At 54.0% G+C, this 15,978-nt stretch carries 16 protein-coding genes; 7 read left to right on the top strand and 9 right to left on the bottom strand.

Annotated elements, in window-relative coordinates; genetic code table 11:
- Positions 1–134: 134 nt before the first annotated feature.
- Positions 135–755, bottom strand: coding sequence for a homoserine/homoserine lactone efflux protein (rhtB, locus tag SC206_RS06340; protein WP_332735289.1), 621 nt, complete (start codon positions 753–755; stop codon positions 135–137).
- 145 nt (positions 756–900) lie between these two features.
- On the opposite strand from rhtB, the gene pldB reads away from it, so the two are divergent.
- On the top strand, positions 901–1,893 hold the full coding sequence (gene pldB / locus SC206_RS06335) for a lysophospholipase L2 (RefSeq protein ID WP_332735287.1): 993 nt from the start codon (positions 901–903) through the stop codon (positions 1,891–1,893).
- Between the two features lie 48 nt (positions 1,894–1,941).
- The gene (yigL, locus tag SC206_RS06330) at positions 1,942–2,751 is read left to right on the top strand and encodes a sugar/pyridoxal phosphate phosphatase YigL (RefSeq protein WP_332735285.1); all 810 of its coding nucleotides are present in this window, start codon (positions 1,942–1,944) and stop codon (positions 2,749–2,751) included.
- Positions 2,752–2,880: 129 nt separating this feature from the next.
- Here the strand turns inward: yigL and glpT are convergent, their stop codons facing one another.
- From glpT to SC206_RS06315, 3 genes are all read right to left on the bottom strand, one after another.
- Positions 2,881–4,233: a glycerol-3-phosphate transporter gene (glpT, locus tag SC206_RS06325; protein WP_332735283.1), complete on the bottom strand. Its 1,353-nt coding sequence runs from the start codon at positions 4,231–4,233 to the stop codon at positions 2,881–2,883.
- A 316-nt stretch (positions 4,234–4,549) separates the two neighbouring features.
- Positions 4,550–5,116 carry a DcrB family lipoprotein gene (locus SC206_RS06320; protein ID WP_332735281.1) on the bottom strand — a complete coding sequence of 189 codons (567 nt, stop codon included), beginning with the start codon at positions 5,114–5,116 and terminating at the stop codon, positions 4,550–4,552.
- 106 nt (positions 5,117–5,222) lie between these two features.
- Positions 5,223–5,930 carry a 7-cyano-7-deazaguanine/7-aminomethyl-7-deazaguanine transporter gene (locus SC206_RS06315; protein WP_332735279.1) on the bottom strand — a complete coding sequence of 236 codons (708 nt, stop codon included), beginning with the start codon at positions 5,928–5,930 and terminating at the stop codon, positions 5,223–5,225.
- 297 nt (positions 5,931–6,227) lie between these two features.
- Between SC206_RS06315 and tusA the strand changes: the two genes are divergently transcribed.
- Positions 6,228–6,473: a sulfurtransferase TusA gene (gene tusA, locus SC206_RS06310; protein ID WP_332735277.1), complete on the top strand. Its 246-nt coding sequence runs from the start codon at positions 6,228–6,230 to the stop codon at positions 6,471–6,473.
- A gap of 80 nt (positions 6,474–6,553) precedes the next feature.
- On the opposite strand, the gene SC206_RS06305 is transcribed toward tusA, so the two are convergent.
- The 4 genes from SC206_RS06305 to rsmD form a co-directional block, all read right to left on the bottom strand.
- A complete protein-coding gene (locus SC206_RS06305) occupies positions 6,554–8,818 on the bottom strand; it encodes a zinc/cadmium/mercury/lead-transporting ATPase (RefSeq protein ID WP_332735275.1) in 2,265 nt (754 codons plus the stop codon).
- A 97-nt stretch (positions 8,819–8,915) separates the two neighbouring features.
- A complete protein-coding gene (locus SC206_RS06300) occupies positions 8,916–9,542 on the bottom strand; it encodes a lysoplasmalogenase (RefSeq protein WP_332735273.1) in 627 nt (208 codons plus the stop codon).
- A 238-nt stretch (positions 9,543–9,780) separates the two neighbouring features.
- Complete coding sequence (locus tag SC206_RS06295) at positions 9,781–10,056, bottom strand: DUF1145 family protein (RefSeq protein WP_332735271.1); 276 nt, start codon at positions 10,054–10,056, stop codon at positions 9,781–9,783.
- The gene (gene rsmD / locus SC206_RS06290; protein ID WP_332735269.1) at positions 10,046–10,669 is read right to left on the bottom strand and encodes a 16S rRNA (guanine(966)-N(2))-methyltransferase; all 624 of its coding nucleotides are present in this window, start codon (positions 10,667–10,669) and stop codon (positions 10,046–10,048) included. Before rsmD ends, SC206_RS06295 begins: the two co-directional genes overlap by 11 nt.
- 261 nt (positions 10,670–10,930) lie before the next feature.
- On the opposite strand from rsmD, the gene ftsY reads away from it, so the two are divergent.
- From ftsY to rpoH, 4 genes are all read left to right on the top strand, one after another.
- Positions 10,931–12,418, top strand: a complete 1,488-nt coding sequence (gene ftsY, locus SC206_RS06285; protein ID WP_332735267.1) for a signal recognition particle-docking protein FtsY — start codon at positions 10,931–10,933, stop codon at positions 12,416–12,418.
- A 5-nt stretch (positions 12,419–12,423) separates the two neighbouring features.
- Positions 12,424–13,095 carry a cell division ATP-binding protein FtsE gene (ftsE, locus tag SC206_RS06280; RefSeq protein ID WP_332735265.1) on the top strand — a complete coding sequence of 224 codons (672 nt, stop codon included), beginning with the start codon at positions 12,424–12,426 and terminating at the stop codon, positions 13,093–13,095.
- Positions 13,085–14,083 carry a permease-like cell division protein FtsX gene (ftsX, locus tag SC206_RS06275; protein WP_332735263.1) on the top strand — a complete coding sequence of 333 codons (999 nt, stop codon included), beginning with the start codon at positions 13,085–13,087 and terminating at the stop codon, positions 14,081–14,083. The genes ftsE and ftsX overlap by 11 nt, the downstream gene beginning before the upstream one ends.
- A gap of 354 nt (positions 14,084–14,437) precedes the next feature.
- Entirely contained in the window at positions 14,438–15,295 is an 858-nt protein-coding gene (gene rpoH / locus SC206_RS06270; protein WP_332735261.1) for an RNA polymerase sigma factor RpoH, read from the top strand.
- A 101-nt stretch (positions 15,296–15,396) separates the two neighbouring features.
- On the opposite strand, the gene panM is transcribed toward rpoH, so the two are convergent.
- The gene (gene panM / locus SC206_RS06265; protein ID WP_332735259.1) at positions 15,397–15,783 is read right to left on the bottom strand and encodes an aspartate 1-decarboxylase autocleavage activator PanM; all 387 of its coding nucleotides are present in this window, start codon (positions 15,781–15,783) and stop codon (positions 15,397–15,399) included.
- Between the last annotated feature and the right edge of the window lie 195 nt (positions 15,784–15,978).

The raw sequence follows: 15,978 nt of genomic DNA, 5'->3' as shown, positions 1-15,978 counted from the left end.
TCACCCTTTAAGAGCACTGGCATGCGAGTCCTGAAATTATAATCAAAATTTGGGTAAAATCCTTTGTGAAGAGACTATCACAGGATAGATTTTACCCTCGGGCCTTTGACTAATTTTCAGACAGTTTGCAGCCGTTAGATTTTCCGTGCCGTCGCTAGCAGCAGGCCGACCATCATGAACAGCGAGCCGAAAATACGGTTGAGCAGGGTCATCTGTTTAGGCGCTTTTATCCAGCTCGAAATACGTTTTGCCAGCGTCGCGTAACCAATCATCACGATGATATCAACTACCACGGTGGTCACGCCGAGCACCAGATACTGCGCGACCTGCGGCTCGTGTGGAATGATAAACTGCGGGAACAGCGCCGCCAGAAAGACGATGCTTTTCGGATTGGTCAGGTTAACCAGCACCGCGCGTTTGAATAATTTACGACGCGGCATCGCTTTAGTTACCGCATTCATATCAATCGCACCCGCCGAACGCCACTGGCAAATGCCGAGCCAAATCAGATAAGCCGCGCCGCACCATTTCAATACTTCAAACGCCAGCAGCGACTGCGAAACCAGCGCGCCAAGGCCAATCCCGACCAGCACGATGTGAATCGACAGGCCAAGTTGCAGCCCCGCAATAGAAGCCACCGCCCCGCGATAGCCGTGGCTGATGCCGGTACTCATGGTATTAATCGCGCCGGAACCCGGCGAAAGGCTTAAAATCGAGGTTGTCAGCAGGTAGGTCAGCCACCAGTCCAAAGTCATTTTTACTGCTCCATAATTGCGTGCCGTGCATCTTGAAATCTAGGGCGATGCGTCTTTTTGTGGCACAATACGCTATTGTTATTGATTGCGCTATGACCCCAAAATAACTTATTTCTCCACGCGGTATTTTGTCCTGGAACAGTCGATGTCATCACACTACGATCGGTGGTTAACGCGAGAATACGGCTTTTCAGCCTTCGCAAACGGGCCGCTGCTGGACTTTTGGCGCACTCGGGAAGAGAGCGAGTTTACGGGCGTCGACAACGTGACTATTCGCTATGTCCGTTTCTGCTCTCCTCGTCATGATAAAGTCATTTTTGTGTCAACCGGCCGTATCGAAAGCTTCGTAAAATATCCCGAGCTGGCCTATGACCTGTTCCACTGCGGCTACGACGTGATGATTGTTGACCACCGTGGGCAGGGGCGTTCCGGCCGATTGCTCGACGATCCGCACTTGGGTCACGTGCAGAATTTTGACGATTATGTCACCGATCTCTCGACCTTTTACCAGCTCGAAATCGCCCCGAGAAATTATGCAAAAAAGTTCGCGCTGGCCCATTCGATGGGCGGGGCGATTCTGGCGCTGTTTCTGGCACGCGAGCCTGATAATTTCGACGGCGCCGCGCTTTGTGCGCCGATGACCGGCATTTATCTGCGCATGCCGGGCTGGCTGACGCGCAACATTCTGAACTGGACCGAGCGTCGTCCGCTTTACCGCGACGGCTACGCGCTCGGCACGGGCAGCTGGCGGCCGCTGCCTTTTGTGGTCAATCGACTGACCCACAGCCGCGAACGCTATCGCCGCAATCAGCGTTTTTATGCCGATTATCCCGAGCTGCGCGTGGGCGGCCCGACCTACCATTGGGTGCGCGAAAGCATTCAGGCGGGCATGCAGATTTTGCAGGAAGCGAAAAATATCACTACGCCCATGCTGCTCTTGCAGGCAGGTGAAGACCACGTTGTCGATAATCGGTCGCACACTGCCTTTTGTCAGGCCATGGCCATTGCCGGACATCCCTGCGAAGGAGATGCGCCGCTGGTCATCGAAGGCGCACGCCACGAGATCCTGTTCGAGCGGGACGATATGCGGGCACAGGCGCTCGACGCCATCATGCGCTTCTTTGCGCGACAAACTTAACCCGCGGTTTTCCGCGCACAACTCCATCAGAGGTTAGAACCTAACGTTATGTATCATGTTGTTGCATCCGATTTAGACGGCACGCTGCTGTCACCCGATCACTCCCTGAGCCCTTTCGCCAAAGAGACGTTGCAGCTGCTGACTCAGCGCGACATTCACTTTGTATTTGCCACCGGACGCCACCACATCGACGTCTCCCAGATGCGCGACAGCCTGGGTATCAGCGCCTACATGATCACCTCCAACGGCGCGCGCGTGCATAACACCGACGGCGAACTGATTTTCAGTCACAATCTTGATGAAGATATTGCCGCCGATATGTTTGCGATTGCGCATCACAATCCGGATATTCTGACCAACGTCTACCGCAACGACGACTGGTACATGAACCGCGATCGCCGCGATCAAGAGGATTTCTTCAAAGAGTCGATTTTCAAATATAAGGTGTATGAGCCGGGCCTGCTGGAAACCGACGGCATCGCCAAAGTCTATTTCACCTGCGATGACCACGAAAAACTGATCCCGCTGGAGCAGGCCATTATTGCGCGCTGGGGCGATCGCGTTAATGTCAGCTTCTCGCTGCCGGTGTGTCTGGAAGTGATGGCGGGCGGCGTGTCGAAAGGTCACGCGCTGGAGCAGGTTTCCGCGCTGATGGGGCATACGTTGAAAGACTGTATCGCCTTTGGCGACGGCATGAACGACCTCGAGATGCTGAACATGTCGGGCAAAGGTTGCCTGATGAGCGGCTCGCTGCCGCGCCTGAAAGCCGCAATGCCGGACGCTGAAATCATTGGTTCCAACGCCGATGACGCCGTGCCGCACTATCTGCGCAGGATGTATCTGACCAACAATCTCTAACTGGTCGCGCGTTGATTTATTAATCGAGCGTCGATTGCCCGCACATTAGTGAATAGCAAAAAAGCCCGCACGTTCAGCAGAACCTGCGGGCTTTTTCTTTATACTTATTATCTATTTTTTATCAATCAGTTAGCCGCGATTAGCCAGCTGCGCCTTATGTTTGTTTTCACTAAACATCGTCAGCAGCAACAGCAGAACCGCCGCCACGCAGCCGCCAATCATCACCAAAAAGCCGCCGTTCCAGCCAAAGGCGTCGACGGTATAGCCAACAATCGCGCTCGCCGCGACCGATCCGCCGAGATAGCCAAACAGCCCGGTGAATCCGGCCGCCGTTCCTGCTGCTTTTTTCGGCGCTAATTCCAGCGCGTGCAGGCCGATCAGCATTACCGGCCCGTAAATCAGAAAGCCGATGACTATCATGCAGGTCATGTCGATGCCCGGATTGCCGACCGGATTGAGCCAGTAAACGATGGTTGCGATAGTCACCAGAATCATAAAGAACACGCCGGTCGCGCCGCGATTACCTTTGAAGACTTTGTCCGACATCCAGCCGCACAGCAGCGTGCCGGGAATTCCGGCATATTCATACAGGAAATAGGTCCACGAAGACTTATCCAGCGCGAAGTGTTTGACCTCTTTCAGGTAAGTCGGCGACCAGTCGAGAATGCCGTAACGCAGCAGGTAAACAAACACGTTGGCCAGCGCGATGTACCACAGCAGCTTGTTGGGCAGCACGTACTGCATGAAAATCTGCTTCGCCGTCAGCTCTTTCTCTGCCGATTCCTTGTCGTAATCCGGCGGATAGTCATTTTTGTACTCTTCGATTGGCGGCAAACCACAGGACTGCGGCGTGTCGCGCATCATGATAAAAGCAAATACCGCGACGGCGATGGCTGCGAAAGCCGGCATGTAAAGTGCCGCGTGCCAGTCGTTAAACCACGCCATGCCGAGCAGGAACAGTAAAGGAGGCAAACCGCCGCCGACGTTGTGCGCACAGTTCCACACCGACACCACGCCGCCGCGCTCTTTATGCGACCACCAGTGGACCATCGTTCTGCCGCACGGCGGCCAGCCCATGCCCTGGAACCAGCCGCAGATAAACAGCAGCACAAACATGATGGCAATGCTTGACGTTGCCCACGGCACGAAGCCCATGAACAGCATCACGGCGGCAGAAAGGATCAGCCCGGCAGGCAGAAAAACGCGCGGGTTGGACCGGTCGGAAACCGCGCCCATGATAAATTTCGAGAAGCCGTAGGCGATGGAAATTCCTGACAGCGCCAGTCCGAGATCGCCGCGCGAGAAGCCTTGCTCAACCAGATAAGGCATCGCCAGCGTGAAGTTTTTGCGCACCAGATAATAGGCCGCGTAACCAAAGAAGATGCCGAAGAAAATCTGCCAGCGCAGACGGCGGTAGGTTGGGTCGATATGATTTTTGTCCACCGGCGCGATATGCGCGGCAGGTTTGAAGATACTTAGCATGGATGCCTCCGAGGCCGTTCCCTTGGGTATTAAATGTTCCATAACGCACATCTTTGGGATCTGAAAGGCTAAGATGGAAAGGGGGTTTATGACATTAATGTTACAGAATTATTAAACTCAGGCGGATTCTGCCGGAATTATTAACAATTTGAAATATTCATTAAGGACAAAGGGCGGAGGGAGATCACGTTTTAGATCTTTAGTGCGCGAATACGCGCTATTTTGCTCGTTTGTGAACAATTAATGAAAGTTGAAAGAACTTAATGAGCGAAATTTGAGAGATAACGCGGAGAAGGGCTCTCCGCGTTGGCAAGGATTACTGCACTTTCAGCGTGGCGATAATCGCTTCGGCGTCAGACTGCGCCTGCTGCTGGTTGTCAGCGGGCATGGTGATTTGCATCGTCATCAGCTGGTTATCGATTTTAGCCAGCACGATAGAAGAATACGCTTTCTGACCGGCAGAATTGATCACGCTATCAAACTGTTGCAGCGTTTGACCGTTTACCTGAATCGACTTGTTGGTCACAACCTGCAGGTTGGTATCGCGCTCGTGCTGCTGCTGCTCGAGACGGTTGGCAATGGTTTCCAGCGTGTCGGCGGTAGAATCGCCCAAAATCACGATTACGGCTTTCTGACCAGATTTATCGGCGTAAACGTGCATGTTATTGGCCTGCGTGCCCAGTTTACCGCTCTGGTCGCTCATGCCCTGCGGCAGCGCGAAAGCCAATTTGCCGTCGAGCAGGCTAATCTGCTGAGCAGACGTCGCGGCCGCTGGCGTTGCACCCTTGTCCGCTGACGCGGTCTTGTCATCCGTTTTGCCATCGCAGGCAGCCAAACCGGCAACCAGCAGCGTTATTCCCATAAACTTGGCTAATTTGTGCATAAGGCTTCCTTTTATGTTCACGCGCGCCACCTTCGCCTCGGCGAGACAAAGGTAGCTTATTGACTTCACGACCTTTATGGCAACCTATTCAAGGCCGAAAAGCAAGTCAGATATTGGCGGCTTTTGTGTCGTCGTGAAACGTCACGGCATCGCTTTTATCTGATTGAGCAAGGGCATCGGGTTGAGCAAGGCGCTTAAGCAGGACATTCAGCAGCATACCGTACATCGGCAGGAAGAAAATCAGACAAATGAGCAATTTGAAGCTGTAATCCACCAGCGCGATCTCGACCCAGTGCTGCGCCATAAACGGGTCACTGCTTTTATAGAAAGCAATAAAGAAGAACGCCAGCGTGTCGCTGATATTTCCCAGGAACATCGCTGCGGTAGGCGCAACCCACCAGCTATTACGCTGACGAAGACGGTTAAACACTTGCACATCAAGGATTTGACCGAGAACGTACGCCATAAAGCTCGCCGTGGCGATACGCGCGACCATCACGTTAAGGCTGCTTAGCGCGCCAAAACCCTGCCAGCTTCCCTGATAAAATAGCGCAGAGATAAAGTAGGAGATGATGAGGGCGGGCAGCATAACCGACAGGATAATGCGACGAGCCAGAGGCGCGCCAAAAATCCGTACCGTCAGGTCGGTTGCCAGAAAGATAAACGGAAAGGTAAACGCGCCCCAAGTGGTGGTGAAGCCAAAAACGGACACCGGGAGCTGCACCAGATAATTACTGGAGGTAATGATGGCGATATGGAAAAGCGCAAGCCATACCAACGCGGTAAACCGCTGTTGAGCTGTAAACGAGTACATAAATTGTGACCTTTTTAGTGGTTGGGGTGAGGGAACCCAATACTTTGTATAAACCCGCCGGGCCTTGGAGGCACCGAAACGGTTAGAGTATATCTTAAGCTAAATGTTGAGCTAAAAACGGCAGTTTTTCTACTGCGGCGCGCATACTATCCTTTCCCATCCCGTTTGCGCAACAAAATCCTCCTGACTTAAGAGATAACTGCGCGTTGCGCGGAAAATCGTCTTGCGTGGAAAATGTGGCGGGGTAAACTGTCGCGGCTTAAAATCAGGGCATAGCCCAAAAGGTAGAGATTCGACATGACCGATCAATTTGAAGGTGCCGACCACCAGTTAGACGCGCTCGGCCTGCGTTGCCCCGAGCCAGTAATGATGGTGCGTAAAACCGTGCGCAATATGCAAGAGGGCGAAACGCTGCTGATTGTGGCCGATGACCCTGCCACCACCCGCGATATCCCGGGTTTTTGCCGTTTTATGGAGCATCAGCTGCTGGCCGCCGATACAGAGCAGCTGCCGTATCGATTTTTACTCAAAAAAGGCAGCTAATCAGACCTGAGGATTTTCTGAAGAAAACCTGATTTTTCTCTGATTTTTTCCTGATTTTTTTCCTGAAGTCATGCTGAAACTCAGAGTTTTTTCCTGAGCAGCCGCAGCGCATTGGCGGTAACCAGCGCTGTCGCGCCCGAATCTGCCAGCACCGCCAGCCACAGGCCGGTCAGGCCGAGCAGCGTGGTGATCAGAAAGATGCCTTTCAGCCCCAGCGCGATAGTGATGTTTTGCCGAATAGTGGCCCGCGTGGCGCGCGCAAGGCGGATCATGTCGGACAAGCCAGTGAGCCGATTGTGGGTCAGGGCGGCGTCGGCGGTTTCGAGCGCAACGTCGGTGCCGCTGCCCATCGCGATGCCAATACGCGCGGCTTTCATGGCCGGTGCGTCGTTGATGCCGTCGCCGACCATGGCCGTAACGCGATGCTGCGCCAACGCGGTGACAGCCTGAACTTTATCTTCTGGCAGCAAACCCGCCTTGAATTCGATGCCCAGCTTTGCCGCAATACTCTGCGCCGCCAGCAGGTTATCGCCCGTCAGCATCACCGTATTAATTCCTAAACTTTTTAAATCGGCCAGTGCCTGAACGGCGTCATCGCGCAGTTTGTCCTGCATCGCCAACAGGCCAACCACGCGCTGCTCGAGCAAAATCACCACCACGGTTTTGCCCGCACTTTCTAGCGCTGCGATTTGCGCAACTACGGCAGATGTCATTGTTTCTACTGCAATATATTTAGGCGCCACGACCTGAATATGCTGTGCCTCAACCCAGCCTTCCACGCCGATACCAGCCAGCGCGCGGCGGCGTTCGGCAGATAACACATTGTCTTGCGGCGCGGCGGCAATAATCGCTTTGGCTAAAGGATGATGAGAACCGGCCTCAACCGCGGCGGCCAGCGCCAGCAGCTTATCGGCGGAAATGTCGGCCAGCGTCACGCAGTCTGTGACTTCTGGCTTGCCTTCGGTCAGCGTGCCGGTTTTATCCAGCGCAATAGTCTCGACCAGCGCCAGCTGTTCCAACGCCGCACCGCCTTTTATCAGCGCGCCCTGACGCGTCGCGGCGGCCAGCGCGGAGGTGATCGCGGCAGGCGTCGAGATAACCAGCGCGCACGGGCAGCCAATCAGCAGCAGGGTTAATCCGCGATAAATCCACGTTTCCCACGCCAGCCCCATCGCCAGCGGCGGCACCACGATAACCAGCAGGGCAAGCAGCATGATCGCTGGCGTGTAATAGCGGCTAAAAGTATCGAGAAAACGCTCTATCGGCGCACGGCGCTCTTCGGCTTCTTCAATCAGTTGCAGCACGCGATCAATGGCACTTTGACCCGGCACAGAGGCGACGCCGAGTTGCGCAACGCGATCAACGCACAGACTGCCCGCCGGAATTTTTTCACCCGGCTGGCGTTCTACCGGCACGGATTCGCCCGTCAGCGCGCTTTCATCGAAGCTGGCGGCGGTGTTGAGCAGCACGGCATCGACCGGCAAACGCGCGCCCGCGGCGACTTCAATCACATCATCAAGACGCAGGTCGGCGACGGAGACAGTATGAAGTTTGCCATCGATTCGCCGCTGCGCGTTTTCCGGAACCAGCGCCATCAAGGCTTTTATGCCGCTACGCGCGCGGCTGGCGGCGAAGGCTTCGAGCTTTTCTCCGACGGCAAACAGCAGCAACACCATCGCAGCTTCGGCGGTCGCGCCAATAAACAGCGCGCCAATCGCAGCAATACTCATCAAAGTTTCGATGGCAAAAGGCGAACCGCTGCGCGTCAGGCGAATCGCCTGCCTCAGCACCGGCCAAAGTCCAACCAGCGTGGTTACGATAAAGGCGAGGTTACCCCAAGGTGGATTAACCTGTGCCAGTCCGGCGCTCAGCAGCATCAAAAAGGCCAGTAACAGCAGCGGAAAATGCGTTTTCAGACCTGAGGACGCAACCTGAGGAACATCTGAGGAAGAGCTGACAGATGGCGTGAGAGTAAAGCCCGCCGCCTCGACGGCCTGAGTGACTTGTGAGGAAATCCTGAGTGCGGTCTGAGTAAGCGCGGCATCTACCACCAGCTTTTCCGTGGCGAATAAAACCTTAACGTGATGCACATCGGCTAGCCCGCTGACCGCTTTTTCGACCTTTCGCGCGCAGCTTGGGCAGTCCATGCCCGCCACTTTCCAGCTCAAACGTTGACTATTGAGCGCAGCAGGCTCCACGGATGCAGATTCTATCAATGATGAGTCGGGCGCAGGTGCGTCGGTTAGCTGTATGCGGCTGATTTTATTGAAGGTTGGCGCGCGTGACACGGAGGTGTGGCAGCTTGTGCCACAACTTTTAGAATGCTGGTGTTGCTGGGTTGACATGAATCCTCCTGAAAAGCGTCACTGCCGCTGATTTCAGGAGTGTACACCCTGGAGTTAACTCCAGGGTCAAGGCAAAGTTGAGAACTAAAACGGCTGATTAGACGTAAAGCGAACGAACTATCATGAAATGGCCACCGAAATAGCAGGCCGCGACAATCGCATCGGCGGCGCGAAACTTGAAGCGATAATGGCTGACCAGCCAGATAATATTCGCCACCAGCAGCAACACCGCGCCACAGAGAATTGAAAACGCCAAATCGGAGCTGCGGAAGAAATATTGCTCGCCTGCTACCCAAACCATTAATAAAGTCATGAGGATAAAGGTGCTTACCGCCCAGCGCAGCTCTTCGAGTCGAGTCCAGATAACCGCCAGTAACACCACGCCTATCACCAGCAGCGCCACGGGCAGCGGCCAGAAGAACGTGAACGTAATTTGACTGGCGAAACTCAGCGTATAAAGCAGATGGGACAAGAAAAATGCCCCGATGGCGTACAGATGTCGCTCCCTCGGCATCAGCAGCAGCGCGTCGGCCACCAGCGTTGCCAGCAGGCCCAGCACAATCAGATAGCCATTGGTGCCAATCACCGGCGCTTGCCAGGCAAGCAGCATCAACAGCAGCAAGGTGACCGGCTTAAACAGCCAGCCCTGCCAGCGTGGGCCGCGATAGCGCGCATCGACGTACAGCCAACCCGATAGAAATACAGCAATAAACGGCCAACTCATTGTTTGTCCTTCCCTAATAAAAGTAATCAACATTCTGCCAACAGGGCAGAAATCCCTCTTTCGTTAAGTGTAGGAAGGCAAAAGCAAGCCGACAATCCTAAAACAGGCTTAAAATTGTTCTGAATGCGACCCGTAATAAAAAGAAAACAAAAACACCGCCTCTGAGAGCGGTGTTTTTAAATGGCGCAATGTTCAAAAAGACAAACTGTTCAAACGGCAACTTCTTGTTCGAATGAACTTATCGTTTCGGCAGAGGAGGCTGCTTTTTCTGCCAGGCCAGCAGTTCAAATACGCCAAACAGGAAGATGCGCAGCTGCAACCAGGCGCCAATCGCAGGCTGATCCTTGGCTTGCGTCGCTTTCAACAGCATGACCTGCACGCCGTGCATGAAAAACATAAACACCATCGCCACGTCGAGGAAGTAACGCATCGGCTTTGGAAACGGATGGATAATGTTCGACAGCAAGAAAGCCCAGATGCACAGCATCAACAAACGACCAAAATTAATCAACATCTGACTGCTCCTGTTGCGAGGCGTCATCGGCAGGCGTGACGTCGCGGTGATATAAACGATAGGCAACCTGTCCGGCGATTTTCTCGCGGTACAAACGCCAGCTGGCAGGCACGGGGATCGCGCCGTGTTCAACTTCTGATTCAATGTAGATCCAGGCTTCATCCGCCAGCCAGCCTTGCGTATCAAGCAGGGTAATGGTGTCCTGTAAAATGCCTTTGCGGAACGGCGGATCGAGGAAAATAACCTCGTGCGGCGTGCCGCCTTTCGCAAGCCAATTCAGGGAGTTAACGTTAACCACCTGACCGTTCTGCGCGTTTAACAGCGCCAGATTGCGTTCCAGCTGCTGCGCGACCGGCTTCTCGAACTCCAGCAGCGTGGCGCTACCGGCATAGCGAGACAGCGCCTCAATGCCCAGCGCGCCGCTGCCGGCAAAGCAGTCGAGGCAGCGCGCGCCCTGAATCACCGGCGCGAGCCAGTTGAAAAGCGTTTCTCTGACCCTGTCGGTCGTCGGGCGCAGGCCCGGACTGTGCGGGACCGGCAGCTTGCGTCCACGCCATTGCCCGCCAATCAGGCGAATTTGGCCAGCAGGCTGGGTTTGCGGTTTTTTTGCCATAGTTTTGCTTGCAGCTTTTGATTATAAAATGTCTTCGTGACTGTATCGACACGGTTTGGAAGGCTATTCTACCGGTGTGGCGTCTTGTAGGCTACCGCGACATGACTGCCCAAGTGCATTAGCGGGCCGTAGTCGATTGTATGAGCAGTGGAAATCGTCACTCAGACGTGTTGCGTTTAAGGGAAAGTGATAGACTGCTAAGTTATTACCCTATTAATAATCCGTTCGTCGAGAATTAACGGCGTGGAGTGAAGTTGTAAAATGGCAAAAGAGAAAAAACGCGGTTTTCTATCCTGGTTTAGTCGTGGTCGCAAGGAAGAAGAACAGCCGCAAGAAGCAGAAAAGGTTGAGCAATCCGTCGAGCCGGTAGAACAGGCCGAGGTTATTACTCCCGCCCATTCCGAAACCCACGCCGAAGCGCTGGCGCAGGAAATCGTCGACGTTACCGAAGAAGTGGTCGCAAGACAGCATCCGGTTGAACCAGAACCTGTGCACGCGCCAGAACCGGTCGTCGAACCAGAAACGATTGTAGAACCAGAACCGGTCGTTGAACCAGAACCGATCGCTGAACCTGAACCGATCGCTGAACCTGAACCGGTCGTCGAACCTGAGCCAATCATTGAGCCAGAGCCAATCATTGAGCCAGAGCCGGTTATCGAACCTGAGCCTGTTATTGAGCCGATTATCGAGCCGGAACCTGAGCCGGAAGAAGAAGCTGAAGAAGAGGTTAAAGAAGCGCTGAAAGATGAGCCGCTGCCGGTGGCACTTGAGCCGGTCGTGAGTCTGTCCGCGCTTGAGCAGCAGCAGGTCGAGCAGGAGCGCCCAACGAAAGAGGGCTTCTTTGCGCGTCTCAAACGCAGCCTGATTAAAACCAAACAGAATCTCGGCTCCGGTTTTGTCGGCCTGTTCCGCGGCAAGAAAATCGATGACGACCTGTTTGAAGAGCTGGAAGAGCAGCTACTGATCGCCGACGTGGGTGTTGAAACTACGCGGAAAATCATCGCTTCACTGACCGAACACGCCAGCCGCAAGCAGCTTAAAGATGCGGAAGCGCTGTACGGCAAGCTGAAGGAAGAAATGTCCGAAATATTGGCTAAAGTTGACAAGCCGCTGGATGTCAGCGGGAAAACCCCGTATGTCATTCTAATGGTAGGTGTTAACGGCGTCGGTAAAACCACGACCATCGGCAAGCTGGCACGTCAGTTTGAGGCCGAAGGTAAATCGGTGATGCTGGCGGCGGGCGATACGTTCCGTGCGGCGGCGGTTGAACAGCTTCAGGTTTGGGGTCAGCGCAACAATATTCCGGTGATTGCCCAGCATACCGGTGCCGATTCTGCATCGGTGATTTTCGACGCCATTCAGGCCGCGAAGTCGCGCAAAGTTGACGTGCTGATTGCCGATACTGCGGGCCGTTTGCAGAATAAATCTCATCTGATGGAAGAGCTTAAGAAGATTGTCCGCGTAATGAAAAAGCTGGACGTCGACGCCCCTCATGAGGTTATGCTGACGCTGGATGCCAGCACCGGCCAGAACGCCATCAGTCAGGCAAAATTGTTTAACGAAGCGGTCGGTTTGACCGGCATTGCCTTGACCAAGCTCGACGGAACGGCCAAAGGCGGCGTTATCTTTGCCATCGCCGACCAGTTCGAGATCCCAATCCGTTACATCGGCGTGGGTGAAGGCATCGAAGATTTAAGGCCGTTTAAGGCAGACGATTTTATTGAGGCACTTTTTGCCCGAGAGGATTAATACGGATGATTCGCTTTGAACAGGTCAGTAAAGCTTATCTAGGCGGGCGACAGGCGCTGCAAGGCGTTGATTTTCATATTCAGCAGGGCGAAATGGCGTTTTTGACGGGTCACTCCGGCGCCGGTAAAAGTACCTTGCTGAAGCTGATTTGCGGAATTGAGCGCCCGAGTGCAGGTCATATTTTATTTGGCGGCCATGATATTAGCCGTTTGAAAAGCCGCGAAGTGCCGTTTCTGCGTCGTCAGATCGGCATGATCTTTCAAGATCACCATCTGCTGCTCGACAGAACGGTGTATGACAACGTCGCCATGCCGCTGATCATTTCCGGCGCGAGCGGCGAAGATATCCGTCGTCGCGTGTCGGCCGCGCTAGACAAAGTCGGCCTGCTGGACAAGGCGAAAAACTTCCCTATCCAGCTTTCCGGCGGTGAACAGCAGCGCGTAGGCATTGCGCGCGCCGTGGTTAACAAGCCAGCCGTTCTGTTGGCCGATGAGCCAACGGGTAACCTGGATGAAGTGCTGTCGGAGGGGATTTTGCGGCTGTTTGAAGAGTTTAACCGCGTTGGCGTAACCGTGTTGATGGCAACGCACGACATGGGGCTGATTGCCAGCCGTCGTTATCGCACGCTGACGCTAAGTCAGGGCAGAATGGCAGGAGGCGCGTACCATGGCCAATAGCCCAAGACCTGTAAAAGCAGCGAAACCTGCCCAGACGGCGAAAAACGCGCGCGAAACGAAAAGCAAGGCGCTACAGGGCGGATTCCGCGAGCGGATGCGTTACGCGTGGAGCAATACGGTTCGCGATATGCTGCGCCAGCCGCTGGCCACGCTGCTGACGATTATGGTTATCGCGATTTCACTGACTCTGCCGAGCGTCTGTTATCTGGTGTGGAAAAACGTTAGTCAGGCGGCGGAACAGTGGTATCCAACGCCGCAGCTGACCGTTTATATCGACAAATCTCTCGACGATGACGCCGCGCTTAACGTGGTGAAAGCGTTGAAAGCCGAGGCGGGCGTCGACAAGGTTAACTATTTGTCACGTCAGGAAGCGATGGGCGAGTTCCGTAACTGGTCCGGATTTGGCGGGGCAATGGACATGCTCGAGCAAAATCCGCTGCCTGCGGTCGCTATCGTGACGCCGAAAATGAACTTCCAGGGTTCCGATACCTTAAATACCTTGCGCGATCGCGTGGCGGCCGTTCAGGGCGTTGACGAGGTTCGCATGGATGACAGCTGGTTCGCCAGACTGGCCGCGCTGACGGGGCTGGTGGGGCAAATTGCGGCGATGATCGGCATTCTGATGATTGTGGCGGTGTTCCTCGTGATCGGTAACAGCGTGCGTCTGAGCATTTTCAGCCGCCGCGATACGATTAACGTAATGAAACTGATTGGTGCAACAGACGGCTTTATCCTGCGGCCATTCCTGAATGGCGGGGCGCTGCTCGGCTTTTGCGGCGCGGCGCTGTCGCTGCTGCTCTCCGAAGCGCTGGTGCTGCGACTGGAAGCCGTGGTCACTCAGGTGGCGTCTGTATTTGGCACCACTTTCGACCTGCACGGCCTCGGCTGGGACGAAAGTTTGCTGCTGTTAATTGTTGCGGCGATGATCGGCTGGATCGCGGCCTATCTGGCTACGGTGCAACATTTACGACGATTTACACCACAATAAGATTTTTTTGTTATACTCTTCCCTTGTAGCTGCGGGTTGTGCTGCAAGGGAAGATCCCCATATCAATAGATACGCTGCTTTAAAGGATCCGATTAATCTGGATCTTTAACTCTTCTTCCCTCTTGCGCACAATTTCCCAATCATTTCCCTGTAACCTCGCATACAGTCTTTCGGCCCCGAAAGCGTTTTCAGCGCTTATCAAGGTCAGAAAGAGTGAACTTTGCGCGAAAGCCAGGGTCAAATTTGCAGCAAATGTGAGCGGTTCTTCGTTGTCGATATCGGGCTCACGCCGTCGGTAATTATTCCGCGGCAACGATGAGTAAAACCTTCTTACTTCACATTAGAGAGGCTTTAATGACCAAAGAAATGCAAACTTTAGCATTAGTCCCCCAAGGTAGCCTGGAAGCCTATGTTCGGGCCGCCAATGCCTATCCGATGCTTACCGCAGAGGAAGAACGGGCGCTGGCTGAACGGCTGCATTACGAGGGTGATCTGGAAGCGGCTAAACACCTCATCCTGTCACACCTGCGCTTTGTCGCTCATATCGCCCGTAACTATTCAGGCTATGGTCTGCCGCAGGCTGACCTTATCCAGGAAGGGAATATCGGCCTGATGAAAGCGGTTCGCCGTTTTAATCCGGAAGTTGGCGTGCGTCTGGTTTCATTCGCCGTCCACTGGATCAAGGCCGAAATTCACGAATACGTGCTGCGTAACTGGCGTATCGTGAAGGTAGCGACCACCAAAGCGCAGCGTAAGCTGTTCTTTAACCTGCGTAAAAACAAGCAGCGTTTAGGCTGGTTCAGTCACGAAGAAGTTGAACACGTGGCGCGTGAACTCGGCGTAACGAGCAAAGACGTGCTGGAAATGGAATCCCGCATGGCGGCGCAAGACATGACCTTCGACCCAACGCCGGATGAAGAGCCGCGCGATGGTCAGGCCATGGCTCCAATGCTCTATTTGCAGGATAAAAGCTCAGACTTCGCCGAAAGCATCGAAGAAGATAACTGGGAATCCAGCGCGGCCGACAAGTTAACCTTCGCGATGGAAGGCCTTGACGAGCGTAGCCAGGACATCATCCGTGCTCGCTGGCTCGACGATGACAACAAGTCGACGCTGCAAGAGCTGGCCGACAAATACGGCGTTTCTGCCGAACGTGTCCGTCAGCTTGAAAAGAACGCGATGAAAAAACTGCGCATGGCGATCGAAGCCTAATTGCCGACAGTGTTAACGCTTAGCGTTAATCTTCTCGTGTTAGCGGATTAGCGTTAAAAATGAAAAGCGACCTTCGGGGTCGCTTTTTTTATGCCTGATTTTCAAGCCTCTTTGCACCAATCATTGCCTTCAAGGGTGAATCCACAGGCAGACATAAAGGCGTCGAGTACGGCATCTTCATCGTTCCTATGCATTGAAAATCCCGTCACTTCGGGCAAAAGCCGCTGCAAATCCTGCACCAGATACAAGCCAACGCCACGCCGACGCGTCACTTCACGCACGCACAAATCCGTCAGCGTCGCCTGCGCATCCACGACTGAAACTTTTACCGCCGCCAGCAGCCGATCGTTGAATCGTGCAGCAAAAATCATCTGCGTTTCTGAAAGCCAGTTTTGCCAACTATTTACAGACTGCTGCGGCCAGATTTTGGCTAAATCGAGCAGATCCTGAGCGGTTAGCGTTTCAAGTTTTACGATGGTTAATTTCATGAGTGAGTCACGGATTACAAAGGAAAAAGGACTGAAACAGTTTACGGGATCCCGCCCCGTTTGTTGCGTAACTTTTTTTGTACAGTAACAGGTCGAAAATATTTTTTGGATCGTCGTATAAAATATAAACGGCGGCTTAATTTTCAACCGGCAGTGTTAACCGCTGACATTTTGCGTTTTTGTCGCCTTTTTACC

The sequence above is a fragment of the Rouxiella sp. T17 genome (assembly GCF_036663475.1).
Lineage (GTDB): Bacteria > Pseudomonadota > Gammaproteobacteria > Enterobacterales > Enterobacteriaceae > Rouxiella.
The sequence above is the reverse complement of the archived record's forward strand: the minus strand, read 5'-3'. Positions and strand labels throughout refer to the sequence as shown.

Excerpts from the sequence above, each read along its gene's own strand:
- panM (WP_332735259.1), bottom strand. The coding sequence starts at position 15,783 with ATGAAATTAACCATCGTAAAACTTGAAACGCTAACCGCTCAGGATCTG.
- ftsY (WP_332735267.1), top strand. The coding sequence starts at position 10,931 with ATGGCAAAAGAGAAAAAACGCGGTTTTCTATCCTGGTTTAGTCGTGGT.
- tusA (WP_332735277.1), top strand. The coding sequence starts at position 6,228 with ATGACCGATCAATTTGAAGGTGCCGACCACCAGTTAGACGCGCTCGGC.
- ftsX (WP_332735263.1), top strand. The coding sequence starts at position 13,085 with ATGGCCAATAGCCCAAGACCTGTAAAAGCAGCGAAACCTGCCCAGACG.
- rhtB (WP_332735289.1), bottom strand. The coding sequence starts at position 755 with ATGACTTTGGACTGGTGGCTGACCTACCTGCTGACAACCTCGATTTTA.
- SC206_RS06315 (WP_332735279.1), bottom strand. The coding sequence starts at position 5,930 with ATGTACTCGTTTACAGCTCAACAGCGGTTTACCGCGTTGGTATGGCTT.
- ftsE (WP_332735265.1), top strand. The coding sequence starts at position 12,424 with ATGATTCGCTTTGAACAGGTCAGTAAAGCTTATCTAGGCGGGCGACAG.
- SC206_RS06295 (WP_332735271.1), bottom strand. The coding sequence starts at position 10,056 with ATGTTGATTAATTTTGGTCGTTTGTTGATGCTGTGCATCTGGGCTTTC.
- glpT (WP_332735283.1), bottom strand. The coding sequence starts at position 4,233 with ATGCTAAGTATCTTCAAACCTGCCGCGCATATCGCGCCGGTGGACAAA.
- rpoH (WP_332735261.1), top strand. The coding sequence starts at position 14,438 with ATGACCAAAGAAATGCAAACTTTAGCATTAGTCCCCCAAGGTAGCCTG.
- rsmD (WP_332735269.1), bottom strand. The coding sequence starts at position 10,669 with ATGGCAAAAAAACCGCAAACCCAGCCTGCTGGCCAAATTCGCCTGATT.
- yigL (WP_332735285.1), top strand. The coding sequence starts at position 1,942 with ATGTATCATGTTGTTGCATCCGATTTAGACGGCACGCTGCTGTCACCC.
- SC206_RS06305 (WP_332735275.1), bottom strand. The coding sequence starts at position 8,818 with ATGTCAACCCAGCAACACCAGCATTCTAAAAGTTGTGGCACAAGCTGC.
- pldB (WP_332735287.1), top strand. The coding sequence starts at position 901 with ATGTCATCACACTACGATCGGTGGTTAACGCGAGAATACGGCTTTTCA.
- SC206_RS06300 (WP_332735273.1), bottom strand. The coding sequence starts at position 9,542 with ATGAGTTGGCCGTTTATTGCTGTATTTCTATCGGGTTGGCTGTACGTC.
- SC206_RS06320 (WP_332735281.1), bottom strand. The coding sequence starts at position 5,116 with ATGCACAAATTAGCCAAGTTTATGGGAATAACGCTGCTGGTTGCCGGT.